The following is a 22,284-nucleotide window of genomic DNA, read 5'->3' on the forward strand; positions in this document are numbered from 1 at the left end:
GTCGTTAAACCGCAATACACGGTTTGCCTGATTAAACTGGGAGGCTGACTTTACGACGGCTGCGCCGCCGATCGCAGCCTCGCTACGCTCCTCGGCGGCTACAAATACGACTACCGTGCCAGCCGACAAGCGGCAGCGCCCTGCTCTTCCCCCCCTCCTCTTTCCAGCCCCTGTTTTCTAAAGCAATCGCTCCCTTACCGCCTATAAAGCTGTAGTTCCAAAGACGTTTAACTGTCAGATATGACAGGTTACAGCTGTCGAAAACAGTCATAACGTGAACACCTCGGGGTCATTTTTTGAAACGGGGTTCAGACGTTGCTGCGTCTGCTGCTCCTGCCCCTACACATTCAGATCGATCTATCTGAAAAGTCCCCGTGGCAGGAGCTCATGATCATGGCCCAAGAACCGCTCAGTATTTCCGCACCCTCACTGCCTAAAGGCGGCGGCGCCATTCAAAGCATTGGCAAGGGCTGGGGAGCCGTAGGTTTTACCGGTGCCGCTTCATTGGCAATCCCGCTGCCCATTACTCCAGGTCGCGGTTATGCCCCCGCACTAAGCCTGAGCTACAGCAGTGGCGGTGGGCGCACCGAGTTTGGTCAGGGCTGGTCCATCAACCGCCCCTCGATCAGCCGGCAAACCAGTCTGCAAACACCTCAGTTCGAGCCCGACTCCAATGGCCATTTGGCCGAGCCGGTTTACCTCTCCTCCAGTGGCGATGTGTTATTGGCGCAACGGGATGCCAGCGGCCAGATCATCACCCGAGACACTTCACTGTTTCGCGACCGACAGCTGCCTGAAAACTATCAAGTGACCGCTTACCGTCCACGGGTAGAAGGCGACTTCAGCACGTTCGAACACTATGTCGGTGCAACCGACTCGTTCTGGTTGATCCAGCTCGCGGACGGCAGCGTTCATGTGTACGGCCACAGTCACAACGCCCGCCTGCAACACCTGCGGGGCGCCTCGACCTGGGTGGCCGAGTGGCTTCTTGAAGAGTCGGTCGCCGCCAATGGCGAGCACGTGCTGTACGAATACATCTCTGAGAACGATGCATCGCTGAACACACTGACCGGTCCAGTAGCCGATACCTGGCTAGGCCGCGACAGCAGCACCCATCGTTACCTGCAACGGGTGCGATACGGCAACCTGACAGGGGATCGGGTGCCCTTCTTGCTGCAAAAGCCGGTGGTACCCACCTGGCTGTTTGATCTGGTCTTCGACTATGGCGAATGTGATGCCCGACTGACGGTCAAGCCCCTGTACCCCCAAACCCCGGGTACGCAGTGGCCGCTGCGGGCCGATCCGGTCAGCAATTACCGCTACGGGTTCGAAGAGCGCACGCTGCGACTGTGCCATCAGGTGCTGATGTTCCATTGGTGCGCCGATGGTCCGGACAATAGCGGCCCTGTCCTGCTCCAGGGCGAGCCCTCGCTGGTACAGCGCCTGCAACTGGAATACCGCCAGGAACCGGCCGTGTCCTTGCTGACCGCGGCCCACGTCATCGGCTATGTCGGGCAAGAAGCGCAATTCAACCCGCCGCAAGAGTTCGACTACACCCCCTTCACTTTCACCCCGGAGTCCGCAACGTTCTCACCGTTTTTTACCGAGCAGACGCCCCCCCAGAGCCCTGGCATCGATGCCGATAACTACCAGTTGGTGGATCTGTTTGGCGACGGATTGGCCGGGATCCTCTATCGCCTGCAAAACGCCTGGTACTACCGTCGCCCCATCCGTCATCCGATGCCCGGCCCGAATAAAAACGCGGTGAGTTACGCGGCCCAGGAGCAGCTCAAACAGATTCCGGTCGCCAACAACAACTCGCCAACGCTGCAGGTGCTCACCGACATCAACGGTGACGGCAAGCTCGACTGGCTGGTGGCCCAACCGTCCTTAGCGGGGTTTTTCACCCTGGATACCGACCAGCAATGGAACCACTTCACGCCCTACGCGGCCTTCCCCACCGAGTTTTTCCACCCGCAGGCACAGCTGGCCAGCCTGATGGGAAACGGCCTGTCGGACCTGGCAATGATCGGGACCCGCAGCGTGCGCTTGTATGTGAATTTGAAAGACAAGGGCTTCGACAACCCCGTCGACGTCAGCCGCTCAAGCTCTGAGACGCCTTTGCCCGCGGTCAGTGACCAACGCTGCGAACTGATGGCGTTCAGTGACATGCTGGGCTCCGGGCAGCAGCATTTGATCCATATCACCGCCCAATCCGTGCGCTGCTTCCCGAACCTGGGGCGCGGCCGATTTGGCGAACCGGTCAACTTTGGCAAGCTGGACTTTGCGGGCGAGTTCAACCCTGCCCATGTCCGCCTCGCCGACCTGGACGGTTCGGGCGCGGTCGACATCCTGTACCTGCAAAGTGATTCGGTGCAGGTTTTCATGAACCTCAGCGGACACGGGTTCGCCGCCCCTGTCACGATCACTTTGCCTGAAGGACTGAAGTACGAGTCCTTGACCCGAGTCAGCGTGGCCGACCTGCAAGGGCTGGGCTGCTCCAGCCTGGTCGTGACCAGCAGTACCCACAGCACCCAGCTGCGACCCGAGCATTGGCGCTGTGACTTTGTCGCTGGCAACAAACCGTATTTGCTGTGTGCCTCGGACAACAACATGGGCGCCGGGGGCGAGGTGGTGTATCGCTCATCGGCGCAGGAATGGCTGGACGAAAAAGCCCTGCTGCCAGATCCGTCCCTGGCCGTATCGGAATTGCCCTTCGCAATGCATCTGGTCAGCGAGCAGCGCCAGTTCGACCAGATTACCGGCAACCATTTGTCCCAGTTCTTTAGCTATCGGCACGGCTATTACGATGGCGTGGAACGGGAATTTCGCGGGTTTGGACTGCTGCTGCAAACCGACACCGAGGCTGTCACCAGCGATACCGAGGGCTACAGCGCACCCGTACAGAGCAAGACCTGGTTCCACACCGGCAAAACCTTGCATATGGACGTGCCTGATGCCTGGGCCGGTGATATCCAACTGGCACCGCTGGGCAACACCCTGTGTACCCAACACATTGATGGCACCGAGCAAACGCACACTGACTGGGATGCCCCGACACTGCGCGACGCGGCCAGAACCTTGAGCGGCTCGGTGTTACGCGCCGAAACTCTGGGCGTCGATGGCAACGCCGTGCCTTACAGCGTCACGCAAAGCCGGTTTGGCGTTCGCCTGCTGCAAGCGCGCTCCGACGTTGCGCCTTACAGCGTCATGCTGGGGTTTGTCATCGAGCAACGCAGCCTGCAGTACGAGCGCCTGGCCGATGACCCGCTTTGCCAGCACCAAATCACCCTGGCCATTGATGACTATGGCACTGTCAGCCACGGCGTCAGCGTCGCCTATGCCCGCCGTGCCAGCGCACAACCGCCCTATCCCGACGATGAAGAGCACGCCCATTTGCGGCGCTGGTGGATGGATGCCAGGGATGACGCCCAACTGTGCTTCTACCTGAGCGAGATGCGTGAACGGGTCTTGCATATCCACCAGACCGATTACCTGCGATTGGGCCTGCCCTACCGCAGCCAGGCGAGCGCCTATGTTGTGCCCGCTGACGATCCGTCGGTCGACGTCATCGGTTACGAAGCCTTTCTTGGTCCGCAATCGCCATTGGGCAAAGACCCGGCCAACGGCCAGCGCATGCTGGCGGGCCAGAGCCGCGTGCAATACCAGGGCTGCACGGACGGCACGGTGAACTTCGATGCGCTGCCTGAATACAGCGAACAGGGCCAGCTGGATGCCGCTGCCCTGCAAGCCTACGTCGTGAAAGATGATCAGGGCGCAGACAAAAACCTGTTGGGCAGCACCCCTGGCGAGGTGAAAGCCCGACTCGAAACAGCGGGCTATGTCGATGTCGGACTGTGGCGGCCAACCAGCAATACCGTTGACACGTCCACCAGCCTTTGGGCAGCGCGCACGGGATACACAACCTTTGCCGGGGTCGAGCATTTCAACACGGTGCTTGAGCAAAAAGCGGTCGCATGGGTCAAGCCATCGAAGGTCAGTTATGACAGCCTCTGGCTATTGCCTGTCAGATTCACGGCACCTGACGACGGCGTGACCGATGCAGTCCATGACTACAGCACGTTGCAGGTCAAATGGATTCGCGACCCCAATCAGAATGTCAGCCAGGCCCGCTACGACGGGATGGGCCGTGTGGTGCTGACCACCTTCTGGGGCACCGAATGGGACGAAGGCACCCAAGCCGTTAAAGAGGTCGGCTTTGGCAACATGGACAGTCATTCGTGGGTGCCGGCAAGCGCCGCCCAGGCCATTGCCGACAGCTCGGTCATGGGCGATCTGGCAACCGCACTCTTCTACGAAAGCAGTAGCTGGATGGGCCAAGCCCCGCCGGACCTGTTACCCAACGGAGTTGAGCTGGGCGTGCTGATGCCCTCCGGACATTTGCGTGCCAGTGCGCGCAAGCGCCTGGCCAAGGGTGATTACCCTGTAAGCCAGATTCCGGCCCAGACCTGCTCAGCCTTGCTGGCCCTGCCTCGCGAACCGGCACACAGTGCCGTTCTGCAAGCTGACCGCTATCCGGGGGATCCCGATAAACAGGTGAGGATGTCGCTGAGCGCCTCGGATGGTTTTGGCCGTGCCTTGCAAAGCAAACAGAAAGTCGAACCGGGCCTGGCCTACGCCGTCGACGACGACAAGGGCAACCTGATAACCCAGGGCGGTGAACCGGTTCAAGTGCAGGCCACCGAGCGCTGGTGCGTCAGTGAGCGTGTGGAATACAACAACAAAGGGCTGGCCGTTCGCATCTACCGGCCTTATTTCGCGAACCAATACCGTTACATCAACGATGAGTCGTTCCGCCAGTTCGGCTACAGCGACCAGCAGTTCTATGACCCCCTGGGGCGCCCCACCAAAACCATTACCGCCAGTGGCTATTGGCGCCGCCAGACGTACATGAACTGGTACACCATTGCCGAGGATGAGAACGACCTGTATCAAGAGGCACTGGAACACCCGAGAGTCGCCAGCGTATTGCAGGCGCGCGGCAACCGGCTCGATCCGATGCAAGCCCTTGAAGGCGCAACGGTGCGGGTTGAGTACCCGGGCATGCTGGCCACCGACAGCATTACGATGAGCTGGAGTGGTGTCGCCGGTGCAGGCTCACCTTCGCTGGCAGCAAAACAAGGCAGTGCGACAGGTCGAGTGCTGTTTGATATTCCAAAAACAGCCGTGGCTGCCAACATCGGCAAAACGGTGGAAGTGGCCTATACCGTGACACGCACAAGCGAGGTGCTCAATTCGCAGGTCCTTGATCTGAACATTGCGACGTCCCCCCCGCCAGCTACCTGATGCAACTGGCTGACGGCAGCACGTTCACGGTGATTTTCAAAGTCGCATTCTCGGGTAGCGATGAAACACAGGCGTTAGCGCTCCCCTTGAAAAAACTGGTCATTCTTGACAGTACAAATGCCTCGTAATGGACGACGAGTCTCGATAGCCAACGCAACAATCAGGTATGGCAACGATGACTTATCAATTGCACCAAAAAACGCCATTACTGATCTCGATAGATCCGCGGGCAGCCCTGCTGCGCAGCGTGGCTTACCATCGCCGGGACATCAGTCAGACACCATCGGCCCACACCACGCGGCAACGGTATAACGCGCTGGGTCATCTCACCGAACAATGGGATGCGCGACTGTCGGTGGCCAATCAGCAAACTCGCTTCAGCCTGACGGGGCAGGAGCTATGCAGTGATTCGGTGGATGAAGGCTGGCGCGTGCGTTTCTACAACGCGGCCGCACAGGCCGTGCACAGTTGGGACGGGCGTGAAAGCTTTATGCGCCTGGACTACGATGAGCAACTGCGACCTGTTGCACTGTTTGAAAAAGGGGCTGATGAAAACGTAGAGCAGTGCGTCGAACGCTTTACCTATGCCGCAAACAATACTGAAGATGCTCAACGCAACCGGTGTGGCCGCATGCTGCGTCACGACGATCCAGCCGGCAGTGTGTGGCATGAAGCGTTCGCCGTAACCGGCCAGCCACTGATTGAGACCCGGCGCTTTTGCGTCTCGCTGACCGCTCCCCACTGGCCGGATGCCCCGCTTCAGACCGTCAGCTACAGCACCCGCTGGCAGTACGACGCACTGGGCGCGGTGATCGCGCAAACCGATGCAGCAAACCACGTAAGCTCGATAAACGTCGACATTACCGGCCGGCCCTGCGCGTCACAGCTGGACGGTATAGCACTGCTCAAAAGCTGCGAATACAACGCCTTCGATCAGGTGGAGACAGAGCAAGCTGGCAACAATGTACTGACCATCGCGAGCTACTCAGCGGCAAATGGTCGGTTGCAACGGCTCAAGGCCAGCACTCTGACCGGGCATTTACTGCAAGACCTGCACTACCAGTACGACCCGGTGGGCAATATCGAGCGCATCGAAGATCTGGCCCAGCCCGTACAGTGGTTTGCCCAACAACAGGTTGAGGCAATCAGCACCTACCGTTACGACTCCCTCTACCAACTGATCGAAGCCACGGGCCGGGAAAACGCCAGCCAACGTATCGGACCTGAACTGCCCGGGCTGGAGATTTTCGGCGCCAGGGATGACAGCCACTGGCGCAACTACACCCAGACCTACACCTATGACAGCGGCGCCAACCTGACTTCACTCAAACATGATGCTGGCGCCGGTAACACCTATCTGCGCCAGATGGTGGTGGCAGAACACAGCAACCGCAGCCTGTTCAAGGGTGAAGCACCCGCGGAGTTTGCCAGTGGTTTCGATGCCAACGGCAATCAACAGGCACTGGCACCGGGGCAGCTCATGCACTGGAATACTCGCAATCAATTGCATCAGGTCACGCAGGTGGTGCGCGAGGCACCTGATGGCCGGGACGACGATGTCGAGACTTATATCTATGACGGCACGGGTCAGCGCGTGCGCAAGGTACGCCGGGCCAAGACCGGCGGTGGTGAACAGGTCATTGAGGTGCTGTATTTGCCGTGTCTGGAAATCCGCACACCCACCACGGGCGAGCAGTTACATGTCGTGACGACCCAGGCCGGTCGCAACCAGGTCCGGGTGCTGCATTGGGCGACCGAGCCCGATCAGTGGCGCTACAGTTTGGGTGATCATCTGGGCAGCAGCACCCTGGAGCTGGATCACGCGGGCGAACTGATCAGCCAGGAAAGTTACTACCCCTACGGCGGTACATCCTGGTGGGCCGCACGCAGTGCCGTGCAGGCCAGATACAAGACCCTGCGTTATTCCGGCAAAGAGCGCGATGCCACAGGGTTGTATTACTACGGCGCACGGTATTACGCACCGTGGTTGCAGCGGTGGATTTGCCCGGATCCGGCGGGCAGTGTCGATGGGCTTAATGTGTACTCAATGGTCAATAACAATCCTGTCACTCACCGGGACTTGCACGGACTGGCCAAAGAAAAATCAGTACCGAACGTTATCCATCACTTCTGGCAAGGAGAACTCAAAAATCTTGAGCAGCATCATTCCAACTTGAAAAAAATAGCGCTCACCAACAGTGCCTATAAAGTTGAATTGCACGTCCTGCCAAATCCGGGGGAAGACACTCAGCTCAAGGCCCTGCAAAGCAGCCTTGGCAGTGGTGTAAAAGTGATTAATATCAAAGAGGAAAAGTGGTTTAAAAAATTCCAGACCAAGGAGCGTTACACACAATTTGAAGCATCAAGAAGCGGAGAGCGCGCCCATCTGGCATCCGGTTCGGACATTTTAAAAACCGAGCTGACTTATAAATTGGGTGGCGTGTTCAATGATGTGGACAACGTGCCTATCGCACCTCTGCCCGCCTCCCTGCAGCACCAGGAAAAAACATTAATGACTGCAGGCCCGACTCAATTCAATCGTTGGGGCGGAGAAAAAGGCATTCATTCCAGTACGTTTGCCACTTACAAAAAAAATCCGATCTTGAAAGAGATGAACAAAGAAAGCTTCAAAAAGTTCAAAGCAATTCAGCACATCATTTACCGTAAAAATGATATGACAGCCAACCCTGACGACCACTTCAAAATGGTTTCGGAAACCGCAGGTTCTTTACATTTTTCCCGCGAATTGAAGAGACTCGATACGGGCTTTAATTCCGCGCTGGAAAATCTGATGCTGACTAGCAACAAATATGATGAAGGCAACATCGTATTCGATAAATACTTCAAGCCCACCACCACCACGGGAGCAGGGGATCTTGATGAGGATCAAATGATTGCACTTTTTAATGCCATGTCCGCACCCGGCCATGTAATGATTTGAGCATCTCTGAGGTTGGGTTAATAAAACCCGACCTCAGACTCTCTTGTCGCTGCTCTGGCCTGCCGACTTCACAAAGCTCTCAAACCCCCACCAACCTCGCCCGCGCCTGCAAACTCAAATGCGCCTGCTCCCCCGGCGCCAGGGTTTGGTTGTGGATGCCACCGCTGGTGGACTCCACGCACACAAAACCCATCACCTCATTCCAGCTCACGCCCAGCAAGGGTCGTTTGCCCGGGTGCCAGACCACCGTATTGGCCTGATGCCCGGTATCGATACTCAGCGCCCTTTGCCAGGCGTGATCATTGAGCTGCATTTCTCCGTCATGCTGGAACACGCGCTGACAACCGCCCGCCACCCGCAACTCACCCTGCTGCTGGCAAACCTCACGATTCAACTGATCGTAGCCGTGAACACCGTCCAGACCAGACAGCGCTACCTTGGCAACATCTCCGATGCGCCAGTAAGCACGTAAGGCTTGGCTGACCTGGCAAGGCTCATCATCCTGATGCTCGGTGCTCAAGCGCAGTTCCATTTCTTCGCCCAGTCGTGCATGTAAATCGACCTGCCAATCGCACAACTTCAAGCGCCAGTGCAGGGTCACCCCTTCTTCGTCGCTGCTGCTATCGAGCAGTTTCCAGTCGATCAACCGCGCCCAGCCATGGGATGGCCATGCATTTTCACTGGGGTGGCGACCATACCAGGGCCAGAAAATCGGCACTCCACCGCGAATCGCACCCACCTGCGGCCACTTGGCAGCGCACCACAACCAGGGCTTTTGCCCGGTTGGCTTAAAATGCAGCAGCTGCGCGCCCTGACGGCTGAACACCGCCTGACAATGGGGGTGATCGATCACCAGCACGTCGCGCTGCTGAAAACGCTCCCATTGGAAGACCGGCTGCTCGCGCCTGGATTTGAAAAAACGGTGAAGCGGATGCTCATGCATGTGCCGCAGTCCTGAAAATCATGCGCCGAGGTGTGCAGCCCCGAAAAAAAGCGGATAGCCAAAGCTATCCGCTGGAAAAACAAGGAGCTTAGCGCATTTAGAACGTCGACTGAATCTTCAGACCGGCCACCAGTGCGTTGTCAACCTTGTCCACACCACCCGGGTGAGTGATGTACTGCAGGTTTGGACGCACGGTCAGCCAGTTGGTCACGTGAAAACCGTAGTTGAGTTCGTAGTTGTACTCGGTGGAGCGCAGTGGCGAGTACAGCGGATCGTTGTAATCGGTGGCACCAATGGAGGCGTTGATCTGCTCGGCGCTTTTCTTCACGTCATCATTGACGTGGATGCGGGCGGCGCCAATGCCGATGTCATCCTTGGGACGGGCATCGAAAGGCCCCTTGTACACAAACATCAGCGACTGGTAGTTGTCGACGATGTTGGTGGCCTTGTCGTGAAAAGTGGCGTTGGCCGCGATATTCAGACCGCGCGACGGGTCACCGTTGTGGCTGGTGAGTTGCTGCTGCACCACAAACCAGTAACCGTGCTTGCTGTCGCGTACACGATAGTCCTGACCAGTGCTGGTGATGTCGACGCGCACGTCATCGGCAGGCGCCGTGCTCTTGTAGTAACCAACACGGTATTCGCCCGGCAGGTCGTTGACCTTCGGCGACCAGACCAGCTCGACCGGCAACACCGTACCCTTGGTGCCGCTGCCGCTGAGTTTGAAGCCGTTGCCGTGTTCCAGTTGCGACGGGTTCTGGTTGTACGCGCCGATCTGGGCATACAACTCAGGGGTGATGTTGTATTTCACCCGCAGTGCCGCCTGGCTGACCGGCCAGTTGTACCAGACGTTGGTGGCCCAGTTACCCACCTGGGAGCCACAGAACGCCAGGTTCTGGAATTCGCACGGGAAGGTGTTGAAGTCTTCGCCTTCACCGAAGTAACCGGCCTTGACGTCCAGTTTGCCGTCGAGGAACTGGTGCTGAATCCACAATTGGGTCAAACGCACCATATGGCCACGGCCATAGACTTCCTGCGAGGAGCTCAGGGTACCGGCACGGGGGTCGCCGATACGGTCATTGGAGATGTTCTGGCCATTACGGTTGGTGAGCTGGATCTTGGCCTGGGTGTTGTCCCAGCCCCACAGCTTTTGCAGGTCCAGCGCGACGCCCAGACCGAACTGGTCACTGTAGCGCGCTGTCTTGTCATCGTTGTAACCGCCATGCAGGTTGGCGCCGACTTCACCGACGTAATCGGCCTTGATGTCGATGCCCTGCTCGATCAGTCTGGTTCGCTCACCGCCCCAGTCGCCGGTCATCCATTTCGAATCGGCACTGAACGCTTCGTCAGCGTAGACACTGCTTGCACCCAGGCTTAGCGCGACAATCGCCGATAGCTGGCAGGCCAGACGGGTACGGGTCATTCTGTTAGTCATCCCTTAAATCCTCGTTGTTTTCTTATTGGCTTTCTATAACGCGGCACCACCCAAGGAGGCCCGGCAACAGGCTCCCTGTTGACTTAACGACCCTTGAATTGCGCCACGTTATCAGCCCGGCCGAGCGTCTGAGGCGAACCCATCGCCCCCAGACGCTCGCCCGTATTCGCATCAAACAGTAGCACTTTGGCTGGATCGAACTGCAAATTGAGGCTCTGACCCACCTGAGGCGCATCATCAGGGGCCATTCGGCAGCAGACCTTGCTCCCGTTCAGGTTTACAAAAACCAGGGTGTCCGGGCCGGTAGGCTCGATGACTTGGGCTTCGGCGCGAATGACGGGCAAGCCGTTGGGCTCTGCGGGCGCCAGTACAATCTGCTCGGCGCGTATGCCCACAATCACATCACGGTCCTCAAGCCCCGCGTCCTGCATGCTCAACGGCAGCTCGCAGCGTGCCTGGCCGCTGTCGAGCAAGGCCAGCAAGCGGCCCTCGCGGCGTTGCAGGCGCAGGGGAATGAAGTTCATCGGTGGCGAGCCAATAAAGCTCGCCACAAACAGGTTGGCCGGATCGTTATAGATCTGCTTGGGCGTACCGAACTGCTGAATGATCCCGTCCTTCATCACGGCCACTTTGTCGCCCAGGGTCATGGCTTCAATCTGGTCATGGGTGACGTAGACGGTGGTGGTTTTCAGGCGCTGGTGCATCAGTTTCATTTCGGTGCGCATCTCGACCCGCAGCTTGGCATCGAGGTTGGACAGCGGCTCGTCAAACAGGTAGATCTTGGGCCGCCGCGCCAGCGCCCGGCCCATGGCCACGCGCTGTTGCTGACCACCCGACAGTTGGCCGGGCTTGCGGGTCAGCAGGTGTTCGATTTGCAGCAGCTTGGAAACCCGCGCCACCTCTTCATCGATCGCCGCCGCGCTCATCTTGCGGATCTTGAGACCGAAGGCAATGTTGTCCCGCACATTCATGGTCGGGTACAGCGCGTAGGACTGGAACACCATGGCGATATCACGGTCTTTGGGGCTCATGCCGCTGATATCGGCATCGTCCACCAGGATCGCCCCGCCGCTGATGGTTTCAAGACCGGCGATGCAGTTCATCAGGGTCGATTTACCGCAGCCCGAAGGCCCCACCAGAATCAGGAACTCGCCGTCATCGATTTTCAGTTCGATGTTTTTCAGCGTGTCGGGCAAACCCTTGCCGTAGGATTTATTCACGTTGCGTAATTCGAGAGTCGCCATGCCTTACCCCTTGACCGCGCCGGACGTCAGCCCGCGCAGAAAATACTTGCCCGCAAAGATGTAAACCAGCAGCGTCGGCAGCCCCGCGATCATGGCCGCAGCCATATCAACGTTGTATTCCTTGGCGCCGGTGCTGGTATTGACCAGGTTGTTCAACGCCACCGTAATCGGCTGCGCATCACCACTGGCAAACACCACACCAAACAGAAAGTCGTTCCAGATTTGAGTGAACTGCCAGATCAGGCAGACCATCACGATCGGCACCGACATCGGCAGCAGGATTCGCCCGAAAATCGTGAAGAAACCCGCGCCATCCAGCCGTGCAGCCTTGACCAGCGCATCCGGGATGCTCACGTAGTAGTTGCGGAAAAACAGCGTGGTGAAGGCCAGGCCATACACCACGTGCACCAGCACCAGGCCGGTGGTGGTATTGGCCAGCCCGAGCTTGCCGATGGTGAACGAGGCCGGGAGCAACACGGTTTGAAACGGCAGGAAGCAGCCGAACAGCAGCAAGCCAAAAAACAGCTGTGAGCCGCGAAAACGCCACATCGACAGCACATAGCCGTTCATGGCCCCGATAAAAGTCGAGATCAATACCGCAGGCACGGTGATCTTGACCGAGTTCCAGAAATACCCGCCCACCGTGTCCCAGGCCTTGATCCAGCCAATGCCGTCAATCACTTGCGGCCAGCTCAACAGGTTGCCGGTACGGATGTCTTCCGGGCTTTTGAAGCTGGTGAGCAGCATCACCACCAAGGGGATCAAATAGACCGCCGCAGCAAGAACCAGGGTGGCGTAAATGGCCAGGCGGCTGAAGGTGAATCGGGACGCGCCGATGCCGCTTGTCATGTTAGTCATGGCGTTTGTTCCTCAGCTCGGAATACAGATACGGCACGAGGATGGCCAGAATCGCTCCCAGCATCATGATCGCGCTGGCAGAACCAATGCCCATTTGCCCACGGCTGAAGGTGAAGGAGTACATGAACATGGCTGGCAAGTCGGAGGAATATCCCGGACCACCGGCGGTCATTGCCGACACCAGATCGAAGCTCTTGATGGCAATGTGCGCAAGGATCATGAAGGCGCTGAAAAACACCGGGCGCAGGCTCGGCAACACAATGCGCAGGTAGATGGTCGGCAAGCTCGCACCGTCGACCTGGGCCGCACGAATGATCGACTGATCGACCCCGCGCAATCCGGCCAGGAACATCGCCATCACAAATCCCGAAGCCTGCCACACCGCAGCGATCACCAGGCAGTACACCACCCGGTCCTGATCCAGCAGCCAGTCAAAACGAAAACCTTCCCAGCCCCAGTCACGGAGCATTTTGTCCAGGCCCAGGCCCGGGTTGAGCAGCCACTTCCAGGCCGTACCGGTGACGATCATCGACAGTGCCATCGGGTACAGGTAGATCGTGCGGATGAAACCTTCCTTGCGAATCCGCTGGTCGAGCAGGATGGCCAGAAACACGCCGATCACCAGGCTGATGACGATGAACATCCCGCCAAAAACCGCCAGGTTTTTGCTGGCGACCCACCAGCGGTCGTTGTCCATCAGTCGTGCGTATTGCTGCAAGCCAACCCATTTGTAGCTGGGCATAAAGCTGGAATTGGTGAACGAGAGCAGGAACGTCCAAAAAATGTAGCCATAAAAGCCAACCAATACGATCAGCATGCTCGGTGCCAGGACCAGCTTGGGCAACCAGCGTTGCAGCGCATCAAACGGCGAGGCCTTGCTGAACACAGCCACGGAACTCATCGAAATACTCCCGAGAGGGTATGCCGGCATCTGCACACGCAGATGCCGCACAACCAGGGATAAGGGGGAGCCACGCGCAGGCGTGGCAGGTCAGATCAACGAATTACTGTGCGGACTTGATGGCCGAGTAGAGCTTTTTACCGGCCGTGGCCGGATCAGCACTCTTGTCGCTCATAAAGTTGCTGACGGTGTCGAAAATCGCGCCTTGCACCGCCAGTGAAGTGGCCATGTTGTGCGCCATGCTCGGCAGCTGGCTGTTGGCCTTGCCCGCTTGGGCGAAGTCTTTGGCTGAGGCCTGGCCACAGCTGTCGAACTTGCTCATGTCCAGGTCACTGCGTACCGGGATCGAGCCTTTGTTCTGGTTGAACACGTACTGGAATTCAGGCTCAAGCGCGACTTTGGCCACGTCGTTTTGCGCGGCGATATTGCCTGGCGTGTTGTTCTTGGCCGACAGCTTGAACATCGCCAGCGAGTCGATGTTGTAGGTAAAGCTGCCCTGAGTGCCCGGGAATGGCACGCACTCAAAATCAGTGCCGGCCTTTTTACCCGCAGCAGCCCACTCGCTTTTCGCCCAGTCACCCATGATCTGCATACCGGCCTTGCCGTTGATCACCTTGGCGGCTTCCAGGTTCCAGTCCTGACCGGTGCCATCCGGGTCCATGTAGCCCTGCAGTTTTTTCAGGTGGGTGAAAACTTCAGCCATCTGGGGGCCGGCCAGGGTTTTCTCGTCAAGATCGACGAAGGCTTTCTTGTAGCCATCTGGCCCCATGACGCTGAGCACCAGGTCTTCAAAGACCGTGCTGTCCTGCCACGGCTGACCACCGTGGGCCAGAGGGATAAAGCCCGCGGCCTTGAGTTTGTCGCCTGCCGCGTAGAGTTCATCAAGAGTGGTTGGCGCTTTGTCGATGCCTGCCTTCTTGAAGACTTCGGGGTTGATCCACAACCAGTTCACCCGGTGAATGTTCACCGGTACAGCCACGTAATGGCCGTCGTATTTCATGGTGTCGGAGACGGTTTTCGACAGCAGGGTGTCCCAGTGATTGGCCTTGGAAACCTCATCGAGGTTGGTCAACAAACCGAGCGCGCCCCACTCTTGCAAGTCAGGGCCTTTGATTTGTGCTGCTGAAGGCGGGTTGCCGGAGACGGCCCGGGTTTTCAGTACGGTCATGGCGGCGGCACCGCCACCGCCTGCCACGGCACTGTCCTGCCAAGTGTAACCGTCTTTTTCGATCAGCTTTTTAAGCACATCAACCGCTTTGGCCTCACCACCGGAGGTCCACCAATGCACCACTTCAACCGTGCCTTTGGAGTCGGCAGGGGCAGCGGCATAAGCACCCAGGGGGAATAATGTAGCCAGAGAAATGACAACGGCGAGGCGATTGAATGAATTCATGTCTGGACCTTTCTTGTTGTTATAGCTGTGCAAGTCTTTTTGCTTGCGCTGCCAAAGAGTGTATCCATCACCGTCTGCCCGCACGTAACGAAGAGACGCTCAAATGTCACAACCTGGTGACACAGAAGCAGGGTGAGGGCGTTTGGTTCCGAGGATATTTCAACGATGTCTGACTCTGCTTTCCTGTAAGCCATAAAGCTGCCCCCAAAGCCACGTAAGGCATTTTCTGCGTTGACTGTAGGACGCATCCCGAAGTCGTTTTCCCACGTTGAACCTGTAAATAACTTCAGCGAGTCTGCAACACATCGCCACGTTTCAAGAACGGATGCAGACACCCATCAGGAGATGAGACTCATGCAGAAATATCGAGCAACGGCCCAGAACCACTGTTTCATTTGCCCGATGGAGTATCCGGACGGTTGCCGCTACGCCTGGAAACTGGACATCCGGCGCTCAGGCAAAGTGCATGTCCACCAATTCGACTTCGCCGAGTATGGCGGTGAGGCCGCGGCCCTGGATGCAGCTGAACATTTGCGCAACCAGCTGGTGCTGGAAATGCCCCAGCCCCTCACCTATGAAAATCGCCAGCGCCTGACGCGCCACAACACCAGCGGGCACCCCGGGGTCTATCGGGTGCACGCCAACCAGATCCATTATTGGCGCGCCACGACCCGCATTCACGGTTACAACCTGAGCAAGAGTTTTCGTGTGGATCGCTATGGCGATGACGAGGCCAAGCGGTTGGCGCTGCAAGAGCGCGAGAGGCAACTGACCCTGTGCAACGAACCCTATGATGTGGCCATGGAAAAACTGCAGCTGCACTTCAGTCAGACCAGCAGGCGGGTGCGCGAAAACCGTATCAACGCCGCGATGAGCAGTCACCGCCAGCCAACGTCCATGATGGAAGTGGCCTCAGACCGCCCACTGGAACCCTTGCTACCCATCAGTGCCGAACAGGCGAGCCAGTCGATCAATCGCCATTTCGCGGCAAGTGCAAAGTGACCCGCAGGCCGCCCACGCGCAGGTTTTGCAGACTGACTTCACCACCGTGGCTATGGGCAATACTGCGGGCAATCCCGAGCCCCAGCCCGTAACCCTGCTGCTGCCCGGCCAGGCGAAAGTGAGGCTCGAAGACTTGCTCCAGGCGTTGCTCGGGCACCCCCGGTCCTTCGTCATCAACGGTCAGCACAAAGGCCTGCTCATTGTCATCGATACGCAAGTGCGCGTTGTTGCCGTACTTGAGGGCGTTGTCGATCAGGTTGCCCATGCAGCGGCGCAGGGCCAGCGGCTTGCCGGGGTAAGGTTTGAGGGCTCGTCCCTGAAGGGTTACGCGACCGTTTCCCTGAGGGAGCAAATACGGTTCGATCAAGCAGTCGAGCAGGTGATTCAAGTCCACTGCCTCGATGTTTTCGTGAATGTCCGTATCTTTCACGCACTGCAGCGCACCTTTGACCAACATCTCCAGCTCATCCAGATCGCGCCCGAACTTGTGCTGCAACTGCTCGTCTTCAAGCAGTTCGACCCGCAGGCGCAGGCGGGTGATCGGGGTGCGCAGGTCATGGGAAATGGCGCTGAACAACTGACTGCGCTCGGTCAGATAACGGCTGATGCGAGCACGCATGGTGTTGAAGGCTCGCCCCACTTCGACCACCTCACTGCCGCCTCCGATCTCGACCGGCCTGACTTCATCCTCACCCAGCGACATGTCACGGGCCGCCCGGGCCAGACGCTTGAGCGGGCGGCTTTGCCAATGCACCAGCAAGCCGATGAACAACAATAAAAAGACGCTGCTGAGCACGATGAACCACACCTGCAATGCCGGCAGTCCTTCTTCTTCGAGGCTGGTGTACGGCTGCGGCAACAGGGACGCGATATACAGCCACTCGCCCGGCACCATCTGGATTTGCGTCACCAGCACCGGTGGATTGACCGGCTCAAGCGTCAAGGCGAAATGCGCCCAGGAACGGGGCAACTCATCGAGCTTGAGGCCCGCATTGAAAATGCGCAGGTCCTGGGGGCTGACAAACGTCACCGACATGTCGACATCGGGTCCCACCGCCTCGCGCAACACCTTGTCCACGGCGTCCAGCACCGCCTGTTTGCGCTGGGTCGGCGGCAATACGGGCATGTCCAGGGGCCTGTCATTGAGGCTCACCACAAACCGGGTTCCGCCCATGCTGCGCAATTGATCCAGCACCAACGGACGATAGGCCAGCGGCAGGGAGCGCAGGTAAGCCACGGTCGCATTCATCGAGTGCGCCATGCTGCGCGCACTGTTGACCAGCCCTTCGAGTTGCGTGGTGCGCAACTGCGACAGCCAGATCGCGCTCGACAAGGTTTGCGCCAGCAAAATGGCAAGCAACGTCAGCAGCAACATACGCCCCAGCAATGAGCGGGGCATGTGCCATTTGCGCAGGAAATTAAAGGTCATTGCCGGACAAGACCTGAGCCGCCAACTGATAGCCGCTGCCGCGTACGGTACGGATCAACCGGGGGGGCTTGTCGGTGTCGCGCAGACGCTGGCGCAAGCGGCTGACGGCCATGTCGACAATTCGGTCCAGAGGCATCAGGTCCCGACCGCGGGTCGCATTGCCGATGGTGTCGCGGTCAAGAATCTGTTGCGGGTTATCCAGAAACAGCTTGAGCAACGAAAAATCAGCCCCGGACAGAATCACCTCTTCGCCATCGGTATGAAACAGTCGATGGGTCACGGTGTTCAGTCGCCACTCTTCGAACGCCAGGACTTCGTTACCCGAACTGGTATTGGCAAATTGCGCCCTGCGAAGCAATGCCTTGATTCGTGCCAGCAGTTCACGGGGGCTGAAGGGTTTGCCCAGGTAGTCGTCGGCGCCCAGTTCAAGGCCAATGATGCGATCGGCCTCGTCAGAACTGGCGGTGAGCATGATGATCGGGATCTGGGCAAAGCGCGGATGCTGACGCACCCATCGGCACAGGCTGAAGCCATCTTCGTCGGGCAACATGACATCGAGGATCAGCAGATCACTGGCGGCCCTATCAAGTGCTTCACGAAAGCCCGCACCATCGCCCACGGTACGCACCTGAAAACCGGCGCGGGTGAGATATATATCAAGGAGTTCTCGAATTTCCTGGTCATCATCGACCAGCAAAATGGATTTGCCGGGTGCACTCACAGTGATGTTCCTTATTGTTTTTATCACGCCTGTGGGAGCGGACTTGTTCGCGATGCAAGCGACTCGATGTCTGCGCTAACGCGAGCAAGCCCGCTCCCACAGTGTGTGCATGGCTTTTAGCCAAATGCCTGTTGCAACGCCACTCCTGCGCCGATCAACCCCGGATACGGTGCTGTCACCAGCCACACCGGGATGCCCTTGAGGTAGTCGCTCATGCAGCCTTTGTCGGCGAAGCTGCGGGCAAAGCCGCTGGCCAGGAAAATATCGGCAAAGCGCGGGATGACCCCGCCCACGATATAGACCCCGCCCCGCCCACCGATGGTCAATACATTGTTGCCCGCCACACGCCCCAGCCAGCAACTGAAGTGTTCCAGCACCTGCAGGGCGACCGGATCACCGGCCAGGGCCGCTGCCGTGATTGCACGGTCGCTGTCCAGCACCGGCGTATGGCCATCCACCGCGCAAATCGCCCGATAGACCCGCGGCAAACCGCTGCCGCTCAAAATGCTTTCAGCACTCACATGGCCAATTTCGTTGTAAATGTGCTGCCACAACTGCACTTCACGGGGGTTGCTCATGGGCAGGTCAACGTGACCACCCTCCCCCGGCAAGGCCATCCACTGTGCCTCACCCAGGTTCAGCAAGGTGCCCACGCCCAGCCCGGTTCCCGGCCCGATAACCACGGCGGGTCGTGTCGGGTCCGGGATGCCAGGGCACACCTGGCGTACGTCTTCAGGTTGCAGGCGGGTCATGCCCAGGGCCATCGCGCTGAAGTCGTTGATCAACAGAAGATTGTCGACCTGCAGGTCCTTACAGAACCCCGACCGGCTCAAGCGCCAGTGGTTGTTGGTAAAGCGAAACTCATCGCCACTCACGGGACCTGCCACTGACAGGCACACCGAACCTACAGCACCCAAGGCCAGATCCAGGTCGCTCAGATAAAGCTTGATGGCTTCTTGCGGGCAGGCGAAATCAGCTGTTGCCAGCACACGAACCGAGCGCAGCTGGTCGTTATCCCACAACGCAAACCGGGCGTTGGTTCCACCAATGTCACCGACCAGTGCAAGCTTCATTTCAGATTTTCCAGAGACGAGGTAAAGGTACTCGCGCCCTGCTCGGCCGAACTGAAGGCCTGACGCATGAACGCAAACAACTCACGCCCGGACCCAACGGCATTATCCAGAGTGCCGATTGCCGGGGTGCGCGCCGCGAATTCTGCCTCATCCACCAACAGTTGCAATGTTCCTTTTACGCCGTCCACGCGAATCATGTCGCCGTCCTGAACACGGGCCAGAGCGCCGCCGATCGAAGCTTCCGGGCTGACATGAATCGCTGCCGGGATCTTGCCCGAGGCGCCTGACATCCGTCCGTCAGTGATCAGTGCCACTTTAAAGCCCCGATCCTGCAACACACCCAGGAACGGCGTCATCTTGTGCAGCTCGGGCATGCCGTTGGAACGCGGGCCCTGAAAGCGCATCACGGCCACAAAGTCGTGTTCCAGCTCACCGGCCTTGAACGCATCGGCCAGTTGTTGCTGATCCTGGAATACCCGTGCCGGGGCTTCGACGATTTGATGCTCAAGCGCTACCGCCGAGACTTTCATCACGCCGCGCCCCAGGTTGCCTTCCATCACCCGCAACCCGCCCTCGGCCGAAAACGCACGTGCAACCGGACGCAAAATCGACTCGTCGAGGCTCTCGATCGGGCCTTCGCGCCAGACCAGCTCGCCATCCACCAGGAACGGTTCGCGGGTGTAACGGCTCAGACCGAAGCCCGCCACCGTGTTGACATTCTCATGGAGCAGGCCGGCTTCCAGCAGTTCGCGAATCAGGAACGCCATGCCGCCTGCGGCCTGGAAGTGGTTGATATCGGCCTTGCCGTTTGGATACACGTGGGACAGGGTCGGCACCACTTCGGACAGGTCCGCCATGTCTTGCCAGGTCAGCTGAATGCCCGCGGCCATCGCAATCGCCGGCATGTGCAGGGTGTGGTTGGTCGAGCCGCCAGTGGCATGCAGCGCAACAATGGAGTTCACCAGGGAGCGCTCGTCGACGATTTCGCCCAACGGGGTGAAGTCGCCATTTTGCTTGGTCAGGCGAGTGACTTGATGAGCGGCCTCACGGGTCAGCGCATCACGCAATGGCGTGTAGGGATTGACGAAAGAAGCGCCCGGCAAATGCAGCCCCATGACTTCCATCAGCAACTGGTTGGTGTTGGCGGTCCCGTAAAACGTACAGGTGCCAGGGCTGTGATAGGACTTCATCTCCGACTCCAGCAGCTCTTCGCGGCTGGCCTTGCCTTCAGCGTAACGCTGACGCACGTCGGCCTTTTCCTTGTTGGAAATACCCGACGGCATCGGCCCGCCCGGCACAAAAATGGTGGGCAGATGACCGAAGCGCAGCGCGCCCATCAGCAGGCCCGGCACGATCTTGTCACATATGCCCAGCATCATTGCCGCATCGAACATGTTGTGGGACAGCGACACGGCCGTCGACAGCGCAATCACTTCACGGCTCAGCAGGCTGAGCTCCATGCCCGGCTCGCCCTGGGTCACGCCATCGCACATGGCCGGCGTGCCGCCCGCGAACTGGCCCACCGAGCCGATTTCACGCAGTGCTTTTTTGATTTGCTCAGGAAAGTGTTCGTAGGGCTGATGCGCCGACAGCATGTCGTTATATGACGAAACAATTGCGACGTTGGCGGCGTTCATCATCCGCAGGCTGTTTTTATCTTCAGCGCCACACCCGGCCACGCCGTGGGCGAAGTTGGCACATTGCAGCTTGCCGCGTTGCGGGCCGTCACTGGCGGCACCGCGAATAAGCGTCAGGTACGCCTCACGGGTGGCACGACTGCGGGCAATAAGACGCTCGGTGACTTCAAGAACGCGGGGATGCATGTGTTGAACTCCAGGCTAACGGATGTGGCGACCTGTACGTGTCCTATGCTGACCGAAGGGCTTTGAGGAGCGACTTCGACCATTCGGACCCGTTGATTCAGGTCACTCGTTGTAGATAAAACAAAATATTGCCACTTAAATGGCTTGTTTTCTATTTTTATGCGAATAATCTTGTAATTCCAACAACAAATCGATGGCAGGCGCTTTCCATGACTCTACGAATCGCAATCAATGGTTTTGGCCGGATCGGCCGTAACGTCCTGCGCGCACTGTATACCCAAGGCTACCGTCAGGACCTGCAGATCGTCGCAATCAACGATCTGGGTGACAGTTCGATCAACGCTCATCTGCTCAAGTACGACACGGTTCACGGCACGTTCGACGCAACTGTCGAGCATGATCAGGAGAGCCTGACGGTCAATGGCGACCGCATCAGCGTGACCGCCATTCGCAACCCGGCCGAACTGCCTTGGGCGGCGCTGAAAGTAGATGTGGTGTTTGAATGCACAGGTTTGTTCACAGATCGCAGCAAAGCTGAAGCGCATATTAGCGCTGGTGCCCGTAAGGTGATTATCTCTGCACCCGGTAAAAATGCCGATGCGACTGTGGTCTACGGCGTTAACCACGACATTCTGCGCCAATCCCACCAAATTATTTCCAATGCTTCCTGCACCACCAACTGCCTGGCACCTGTGGCGCAAATCCTGCACCGCGAGTTCGGCATTGAAAACGGCCTGATGACCACCATCCACGCCTACACCAATGACCAGAACCTGACCGACGTTTATCACTCGGACCCGTACCGTGCGCGCTCGGCCACCCAGAACATGATCCCGAGCAAAACCGGTGCCGCCGAAGCCGTGGGCCTCGTATTGCCTGAGCTGGCCGGCAAGCTGACCGGCATGGCCGTTCGGGTTCCGGTGATCAACGTGTCGCTGGTTGACCTGACCATCGAGCTCAAGCGCGAAACCACCGTGGCTGAAGTCAACGCGCTGTTCAAGGAAGCCAGCCAGCACTCCAAAGTTCTGGGCTACAACACCCTGCCGCTGGTATCGAGCGACTTCAACCACAACCCGCTTTCGTCGATCTTCGACGCCAATCACACCAAAGTCAGCGGTAAACTGTTGAAAGTACTGGCCTGGTATGACAACGAGTGGGGCTTCTCCAACCGCATGCTCGATAACTGCCTGGCGCTGTGCAACGCGGAGTAACGC

General features: G+C 58.4%; 14 protein-coding genes. 4 read left to right on the forward strand and 10 right to left on the reverse strand.

Going from position 1 to position 22,284, the window contains the following annotated elements:
• Positions 1-393 precede the first annotated feature (393 nt).
• Entirely contained in the window at positions 394-5,307 is a 4,914-nt protein-coding gene (locus KO536_RS21610; protein WP_257623031.1) for a SpvB/TcaC N-terminal domain-containing protein, read from the forward strand.
• Between the two features lie 175 nt (positions 5,308-5,482).
• The gene (locus tag KO536_RS21615; RefSeq protein ID WP_219262907.1) at positions 5,483-8,248 is read left to right on the forward strand and encodes an RHS repeat-associated core domain-containing protein; all 2,766 of its coding nucleotides are present in this window, start codon (positions 5,483-5,485) and stop codon (positions 8,246-8,248) included.
• A 79-nt stretch (positions 8,249-8,327) separates the two neighbouring features.
• Here KO536_RS21615 and KO536_RS21620 read toward each other — a convergent pair whose 3' ends face one another.
• From KO536_RS21620 to KO536_RS21645, 6 genes are all read right to left on the reverse strand, one after another.
• On the reverse strand, positions 8,328-9,191 hold the full coding sequence (locus KO536_RS21620; protein ID WP_133077275.1) for a D-hexose-6-phosphate mutarotase: 864 nt from the start codon (positions 9,189-9,191) through the stop codon (positions 8,328-8,330).
• A gap of 97 nt (positions 9,192-9,288) precedes the next feature.
• The gene (locus tag KO536_RS21625; RefSeq protein WP_133077274.1) at positions 9,289-10,626 is read right to left on the reverse strand and encodes a carbohydrate porin; all 1,338 of its coding nucleotides are present in this window, start codon (positions 10,624-10,626) and stop codon (positions 9,289-9,291) included.
• Between the two features lie 83 nt (positions 10,627-10,709).
• A complete protein-coding gene (locus tag KO536_RS21630; protein ID WP_133077273.1) occupies positions 10,710-11,870 on the reverse strand; it encodes an ABC transporter ATP-binding protein in 1,161 nt (386 codons plus the stop codon).
• Positions 11,871-11,873: 3 nt separating this feature from the next.
• Positions 11,874-12,719: a carbohydrate ABC transporter permease gene (locus KO536_RS21635; protein WP_133077403.1), complete on the reverse strand. Its 846-nt coding sequence runs from the start codon at positions 12,717-12,719 to the stop codon at positions 11,874-11,876.
• Position 12,720: 1 nt separating this feature from the next.
• Positions 12,721-13,629: a carbohydrate ABC transporter permease gene (locus KO536_RS21640; protein ID WP_019822330.1), complete on the reverse strand. Its 909-nt coding sequence runs from the start codon at positions 13,627-13,629 to the stop codon at positions 12,721-12,723.
• Positions 13,630-13,732: 103 nt separating this feature from the next.
• Positions 13,733-15,022, reverse strand: a complete 1,290-nt coding sequence (locus KO536_RS21645; RefSeq protein WP_219262908.1) for an ABC transporter substrate-binding protein — start codon at positions 15,020-15,022, stop codon at positions 13,733-13,735.
• A 354-nt stretch (positions 15,023-15,376) separates the two neighbouring features.
• Here KO536_RS21645 and KO536_RS21650 point away from each other — a divergent pair, with 354 nt between their 5' ends.
• Positions 15,377-16,024, forward strand: a complete 648-nt coding sequence (locus KO536_RS21650; RefSeq protein ID WP_133077271.1) for an AP2 domain-containing protein — start codon at positions 15,377-15,379, stop codon at positions 16,022-16,024.
• Here KO536_RS21650 and KO536_RS21655 read toward each other — a convergent pair.
• From KO536_RS21655 to edd, 4 genes are all read right to left on the reverse strand, one after another.
• The gene (locus KO536_RS21655) at positions 15,993-17,453 is read right to left on the reverse strand and encodes an ATP-binding protein (protein ID WP_133077270.1); all 1,461 of its coding nucleotides are present in this window, start codon (positions 17,451-17,453) and stop codon (positions 15,993-15,995) included. The genes KO536_RS21650 and KO536_RS21655 overlap by 32 nt on opposite strands.
• On the reverse strand, positions 17,443-18,174 hold the full coding sequence (locus KO536_RS21660; protein ID WP_219262909.1) for a response regulator: 732 nt from the start codon (positions 18,172-18,174) through the stop codon (positions 17,443-17,445). Before KO536_RS21660 ends, KO536_RS21655 begins: the two co-directional genes overlap by 11 nt.
• Before the next feature lie 116 nt (positions 18,175-18,290).
• Entirely contained in the window at positions 18,291-19,247 is a 957-nt protein-coding gene (locus KO536_RS21665) for a glucokinase (protein ID WP_133077268.1), read from the reverse strand.
• Positions 19,244-21,070, reverse strand: coding sequence for a phosphogluconate dehydratase (gene edd, locus KO536_RS21670; RefSeq protein WP_133077267.1), 1,827 nt, complete (start codon positions 21,068-21,070; stop codon positions 19,244-19,246). The genes KO536_RS21665 and edd overlap by 4 nt, the downstream gene beginning before the upstream one ends.
• Before the next feature lie 209 nt (positions 21,071-21,279).
• Here edd and gap point away from each other — a divergent pair, with 209 nt between their 5' ends.
• Positions 21,280-22,281, forward strand: a complete 1,002-nt coding sequence (gene gap, locus KO536_RS21675; protein ID WP_133077266.1) for a type I glyceraldehyde-3-phosphate dehydrogenase — start codon at positions 21,280-21,282, stop codon at positions 22,279-22,281.
• Positions 22,282-22,284 lie beyond the last annotated feature (3 nt).

The sequence above is a fragment of the Pseudomonas sp. NKUCC02_KPG genome, from assembly GCF_019345465.1.
Lineage (GTDB): Bacteria > Pseudomonadota > Gammaproteobacteria > Pseudomonadales > Pseudomonadaceae > Aquipseudomonas.

Excerpts from the sequence above, each read along its gene's own strand:
- KO536_RS21610 (WP_257623031.1), top strand. The coding sequence starts at position 394 with ATGGCCCAAGAACCGCTCAGTATTTCCGCACCCTCACTGCCTAAAGGC.
- KO536_RS21615 (WP_219262907.1), top strand. The coding sequence starts at position 5,483 with ATGACTTATCAATTGCACCAAAAAACGCCATTACTGATCTCGATAGAT.
- KO536_RS21620 (WP_133077275.1), bottom strand. The coding sequence starts at position 9,191 with ATGCATGAGCATCCGCTTCACCGTTTTTTCAAATCCAGGCGCGAGCAG.
- KO536_RS21625 (WP_133077274.1), bottom strand. The coding sequence starts at position 10,626 with ATGACTAACAGAATGACCCGTACCCGTCTGGCCTGCCAGCTATCGGCG.
- KO536_RS21630 (WP_133077273.1), bottom strand. The coding sequence starts at position 11,870 with ATGGCGACTCTCGAATTACGCAACGTGAATAAATCCTACGGCAAGGGT.
- KO536_RS21635 (WP_133077403.1), bottom strand. The coding sequence starts at position 12,719 with ATGACAAGCGGCATCGGCGCGTCCCGATTCACCTTCAGCCGCCTGGCC.
- KO536_RS21640 (WP_019822330.1), bottom strand. The coding sequence starts at position 13,629 with ATGAGTTCCGTGGCTGTGTTCAGCAAGGCCTCGCCGTTTGATGCGCTG.
- KO536_RS21645 (WP_219262908.1), bottom strand. The coding sequence starts at position 15,022 with ATGAATTCATTCAATCGCCTCGCCGTTGTCATTTCTCTGGCTACATTA.
- KO536_RS21650 (WP_133077271.1), top strand. The coding sequence starts at position 15,377 with ATGCAGAAATATCGAGCAACGGCCCAGAACCACTGTTTCATTTGCCCG.
- KO536_RS21655 (WP_133077270.1), bottom strand. The coding sequence starts at position 17,453 with ATGACCTTTAATTTCCTGCGCAAATGGCACATGCCCCGCTCATTGCTG.
- KO536_RS21665 (WP_133077268.1), bottom strand. The coding sequence starts at position 19,247 with ATGAAGCTTGCACTGGTCGGTGACATTGGTGGAACCAACGCCCGGTTT.
- edd (WP_133077267.1), bottom strand. The coding sequence starts at position 21,070 with ATGCATCCCCGCGTTCTTGAAGTCACCGAGCGTCTTATTGCCCGCAGT.
- gap (WP_133077266.1), top strand. The coding sequence starts at position 21,280 with ATGACTCTACGAATCGCAATCAATGGTTTTGGCCGGATCGGCCGTAAC.